The 5,330-nt window shown below is 44.1% G+C and carries 4 protein-coding genes and 2 pseudogenes; 2 read left to right on the top strand and 4 right to left on the bottom strand.

Features of this window, described 5'->3' with window-relative positions:
• From ABD76_RS10145 to ABD76_RS30945, 3 genes and pseudogenes are all read right to left on the bottom strand, one after another.
• Nucleotides 1–211 (bottom strand): annotated as a pseudogene (locus ABD76_RS10145) (IS1380 family transposase); the annotation flags it as partial.
• Nucleotides 212–322: 111 nt separating this feature from the next.
• Nucleotides 323–751, bottom strand: a complete 429-nt coding sequence (locus ABD76_RS10140; RefSeq protein ID WP_197256561.1) for a hypothetical protein — start codon at nt 749–751, stop codon at nt 323–325.
• Between the two features lie 1,041 nt (nt 752–1,792).
• Nucleotides 1,793–2,089 carry a hypothetical protein gene (locus ABD76_RS30945; protein WP_420901937.1) on the bottom strand — a complete coding sequence of 99 codons (297 nt, stop codon included), beginning with the start codon at nt 2,087–2,089 and terminating at the stop codon, nt 1,793–1,795.
• Between the two features lie 745 nt (nt 2,090–2,834).
• Here ABD76_RS30945 and ABD76_RS30940 point away from each other — a divergent pair.
• A pseudogene (locus ABD76_RS30940) lies at nt 2,835–3,780 on the top strand (alpha/beta hydrolase).
• A gap of 171 nt (nt 3,781–3,951) precedes the next feature.
• On the opposite strand, the gene ABD76_RS10125 reads toward ABD76_RS30940, so the two are convergent.
• Nucleotides 3,952–4,380: a hypothetical protein gene (locus ABD76_RS10125; RefSeq protein ID WP_197256560.1), complete on the bottom strand. Its 429-nt coding sequence runs from the start codon at nt 4,378–4,380 to the stop codon at nt 3,952–3,954.
• A 487-nt stretch (nt 4,381–4,867) separates the two neighbouring features.
• Between ABD76_RS10125 and ABD76_RS10120 the strand changes: the two genes are divergently transcribed.
• Nucleotides 4,868–5,330 (top strand): helix-turn-helix domain-containing protein (locus tag ABD76_RS10120; RefSeq protein WP_197254405.1); only part of this gene is annotated, 463 nt, incomplete at its 3' end.

Here is a 5,330-nt window from a genome sequence, read left to right as displayed (position 1 = left end):
CAAAGTCACTTTTCCCTTGACAAAGTAGCCCCAGGTACGCGTAGACCACATCCGGGTGAGTGACCGTGGGTTGATGTACACCGGGAAGCGAGGAACGAGTCAAGCGCTTGGCAATCTGGGTATGGGAAAGGAGCAAGCCAATGAGGGCAAGACCGGAATGAGCGGTCAGCATCTCCACGGACTGATCCAGTTGAAAACGTACGGGTTTCATCAATGGCACCTCCGGGGTGAGTTAAAGAAATACGGGAATTCTTCCCTTTTTCCTTATTTTACTTTACCGGCGGCTCATTTTCTAACTTTTCTATGATTTCATTTCACGGATTCAGGTTTCATTATTAATGGTAACATAATCCCAATAAACAGTGCTGTATGCCTTAACTCCAAGGGAGGCATCATTATCGGCTTTATATTGACTACCGTCGGATGCAATAAGTGCAACACGGGTTGTAACGTAACTTTCCGTTAATGCGCCAGAAGTAAATCTTACAGCTTTAATTTTTTGAGTCGTGGAGTAAGTCTCGATTTTCTCTTCAATGATAGAGGAACCCTTTACTTTTGTCACGACCGCATCTAAGGTTACGGTTGCGTGCGGAATATCCGATACTCCATTCTTTGCTCTATTGATTAGAGTTTCGACATCTTTGATCTCTGCTGCCTCGAATAGAACTTGTGACGGTGGGATCTTTGCAAATGCAGGTGTTATCGGAATTGTAAACAAGAGAACGCACATTAAGATGCTCTTCAGTCTCATCAATTTACATCTTGCTCCTCTCATCTTTTTTAGTGGACTGTCCTACCGCTTCCCACTCCTTATGAGTTTTATACAAGATGTTATCTCAATGGTGTTATTTAGTTCCTATAACCTCCTTTCTATAGAGTTGGGAAGGTATTTACCAATCCTAAAACATAGAATACAATGCAAATAGATATTTATTTCTTATATTTGCAAATATAATTCTATTTATCAGCATTTATAGAATAAGCGGCCTATAGTGTGACGGAGTTTAACCATCCAATCTTCCCATTTCTCATCCTTAATAAGGAAGTGACGCAAGAGCTAAATCAGCAGGTAACTTGATTTCCACGGCCTTTGGAGCTACGTACTTCACATTAACATCTCCTCAATTGGTTGTTTGAAGACAACTGGAGTCTTTCCAGCCCTTTTGTAGAAATAATGCCTTCACCGCTTCAGTTTACATATCGGGACGATTAATAAATCGGGACTGGAGTTTCTATTTTAAAAATCTACATAATCGCGATGCCTAAGACGTCAAAATGAGCAGTTCATTGTTCGACCATCCTAACAAGTGAATGTTCTCTGAGAATAAAAATTCAGGTGGGGTTATAAACGTGGAAGTAATGCCTGTTTGGACAGCGATTCTAAGAAAAGAAGTAGAAAGTGCTTTATCGCTTCAAGAGATATGGAATGTAATCAATTCGAAGAACTTGTCAAAGTGAATGAAGATTCCTGCAATTAAACCGCTTCCAATTCATATCGGCTGATTTATGTTATTTATATGACTTCATTATATGTACATATATATGCAAATGTCAACCATATCTATGGATTTATTTTTAAGTTCATAAACAAGTGGTTGGTGATACTTCTATTTTACACAGAGAAACAAGAGTGTCTCTTTTTACATTTAATTACATCTAATTTTGGCATGTACAGTTAATAAGAAGTTCGCCCCACACAGCATCATGCTGCGAGAGCACAAAGTAAATCAATACAGAATAGAACCGTAACAGAAAGATAACAGAGCGCTCCTGGAGCAGAAATACGGCTTGATTAAATCATTACTCTTAACGTCACTGTGTGGATCGGATGTCCAAGCACGACTTCCGCAGCTTCCATCACGATTTCGCCAATCAGCCGATCTTGACGAAGCCTTCCGCGTTGCCGCCGAGGGGACAGTTCGCGTCCGTTAGCCATATAAGGGAACTTGCTGGCGTTGGCATCGTAGCCTTTTTCCTTCTTCCGCTTCGGACAAGCATACTCATGCGCACTCCGGATCGGTTCAGCATACGGCGAGGATGTATTTGCAGTTGACGTCGCGAGGCATGCCCACGATCGCTTCCGCAGCAACCTTGCCTCCGTAAGAAACTTGATGTGCCATAGCCGGACCGACAACGATATCTCCAATTTGCGAAGATGTGAGGAATGCCTGTGCGTCCTTGATGGTCGACTTCGACCAGACTTCAGTCGGTCATTTTGAGCTGATCATATCGAGGCCAAGCTCGCCATCGGTGTTCGGACGGCGGCCAACCGAAGCCTGGCAGCAAGGTCAGAATGGTATCGCACCTATAAAACGAGAGTTTGCAAGGTCGAGCGCGATTACGGATTTGAAGCAACAAGTGAGAATTGAAAAAATGATTCGCAATTTTAAGAATCGTTCTCTCGGAACGGCTCATTAAATGGAATCAATGGGATTTTTCTCGCAACCGATCTATCTTGTCATGGGAGAAACCAGTAGCAGCCGCTATGACCGAGGGGTCCAATCCCAAATCAATCATGCGTTTTGCTACCTCTTCTTTCGCTTTTTGTTCGCCTTTCCGCTCAATATCATTCAGGATTTTTCCAAACCCATCACGAACACATCTCCTTTCGCTATGTTGAATCCAGCTAAGCAATAACCAACTTAATTTTCATGCCATTTTACACCCACGTAATCATACCCTATTTTGGTTCAACATACCATAAAAATGACGCCCACAAGGCGTCTCATGCTATCGACAAAGCCTCGGCAGCATAGAAACGATGAAGATCATTATGATATATTAAAATAACTAACATGGGAGTTTACTAGGAGAGAACAAAAGTGAAGAAAAAAATGGTAACAGGCTTTATTTCCTTGATTGTACTTGTCATTGTCGTCCTTACCGCCGGGAGCTTCTACTTTTATCACGTGGCGGTTGCGCGCGCTTCGAAGGACTTTTTGAGCGATAATCCCGACCTGAAAACCAGTCCGGAGGTGGAGGAATCGAAGGAAACCACGCGGGCGGACAAGGAATGGTGGAACAACCAAAGCTTTGAACGCTGGGAGATGGACTCGGATGACGGCATTCATCTGAAGGCGTATTATTTGCCGGCATCGAAGCCGTCGGACAAAACGGTCATCATCGCGCACGGATATTCGGGGAACGCAACGCAAATGAGCGGTTACGCCAGAATGTACCACGATAAATGGGGCTACAACATCCTGCTCCCCGATGCTCGCGGACATGGGGAAAGCGGAGGCGATTATATCGGTTTCGGCTGGCCTGAGCGTAAGGATTACTTGAAATGGATTCAACGGGTTTTGGACGCGAATGGGACGATATTCGCAAATCGTTCTCCACGGCGTGTCGATGGGAGGGGCAACCGTGATGATGACCAGCGGCGAGGATTTGCCGCCGAACGTGAAAGCCATCGTCGAGGACTGCGGTTATACCTCCGTGAAGGATGAGCTTTCCTTCCAGCTCCAGCGCATGTATCATCTTCCGGCATTCCCGATCGTGGAAGCCACCAGCCTCCTGACCAGACTGCGGGCAGGGTACTTTTTCGGCGAAGCCTCCGCGCTGGAGCAGTTGAAAAAGTCGAAAACGCCGACTCTCTTCATTCATGGGGCCAACGATACGTTCGTGCCGACGGAGATGGTGCATAAAGTTTACGAAAATTGCTCCGCCGAAAAAGAGCTATATATCGTTCCGAAAGCCGGACATGGAGAAGCATACCGAATGGATCGGGCAACGTACGAGAAAACCGTGACCGGGTTCATCGGAAGGTTCGTTCAATAAAAGCGGTCACCAAAAGCCATCCCGTGCGGGATGGTTCAGGCTGTGAACATGACCGCAATGCACCGTTACGTGAGTCCTTCTCATGTGAGAAACCCTGTACTTTTTAGAAAAGGACAGGGTTTCTCAACAATTTGAGACGACACAAGGCGTCTGAATATCTTTACTCCCCCTTTATCCCCGGGCTACTTCCCATGAACACCGCGATGCCATGTCAACCAAATACGCGGATCGGGACCATAAAAGTTGTCCTACTGATTTTATGGCAGATTCAAGTTTGTTTAACGTTTCCTTATCTACAATTGCACCTTTCGCGATCGCTTGAAAGATATAGCTAAGGCTGTTGACTGAATTATCATATTGACCAATGCCCGCATATTCCAAAACGCTTTTCATGTAATAATCCAACGATTTTTCGATATCTTCGTCATACAAGATATCCCCCATATTCTTGTAAAAACGAGCTAAAAGCGCTCGTTTAAAAGGCGTTGTGCGAATATCCTGCAACGACTTCACCATTTGTTCTTCATAGACAAGAAGCGTCTTGGCTGAATGAAAATCTTTTTTTTTGTAAATATTGATCAAGCAGTTCAGCAACAGCATAAATAAGGTTGTATTCAGAAGTATTCTGTAAGTAAGAACGCAACTTGGAAATCGAACTATCCACGTTCCCCATCTTGCCCTCTATACAAGCCGACATAAAATGCACATTATCGTGTACATACGAAAAAGAGTACTTACTGTACTCATTTAGGTATTCCTGGCTCGCCCTGTAGTCACCAGTATTATAGGAAGAATTGCATAGGCTAAGATAAGCATTCGCTCTATATGCACCATTTTCTGAGTTATCGTTCTCCACTACATATTTCATATAGGGTACTGAGTCATCATAGTTCATTAAGCTGTCAGCGTGAACTCCTATTGAATAATAAAATATAATTCGTTCTTTGTCGCTTAGAAACTGTACATAGTCCAATACACACTTACCCAGTTGATAGGTTTCTTTCAATTTACTGCTTCTTCGCCGTTATAAATGCAATGACTTGTCGATACTGGAATTAAGAACCCAGTAGAGGACAGGTGTTTTCATATGTTTGCAGCAAATTTAAATGAAGGTCAACTTGAGGAACTGCTTCATATTCCCGAACCATGGTACATTGATCGTGTAGAGTTTAGCCTTGAAGCCAAGCAACTTGATGTGTATGTCAAATTTCGTAAGCGAGCATTGTTCCCATGTTCAAATTGCGGGGAGCCTGATCAACCGGTTCGAGATATCGCGACCCATGATCGTACGTGGCGTCATCTCAACTTCTTTGAGTATCCATGCTACATCCATGCCGAACATCCTCGCACGAATTGCGGCAAGTGCAATTCCATTACCCGGGTTAAAGTGCCGTGGGCACTGGATAAACCGAAGCATTACTTTACCTTGCACTTTGATGCACTCATTATTGCACTAGCCAAGGATATGCCGATGAATGCAATCAGTCGATTTGTAGGAGAGCACGATACACGCTTATGGCGGATCCTGCATCACTACGTGGATAACGCGA

The organism is Paenibacillus dendritiformis, from assembly GCF_015845845.1.
GTDB lineage: Bacteria > Bacillota > Bacilli > Paenibacillales > Paenibacillaceae > Paenibacillus_B > Paenibacillus_B dendritiformis_C.
This window is presented reverse-complemented; position numbering and strand designations above follow the sequence as displayed.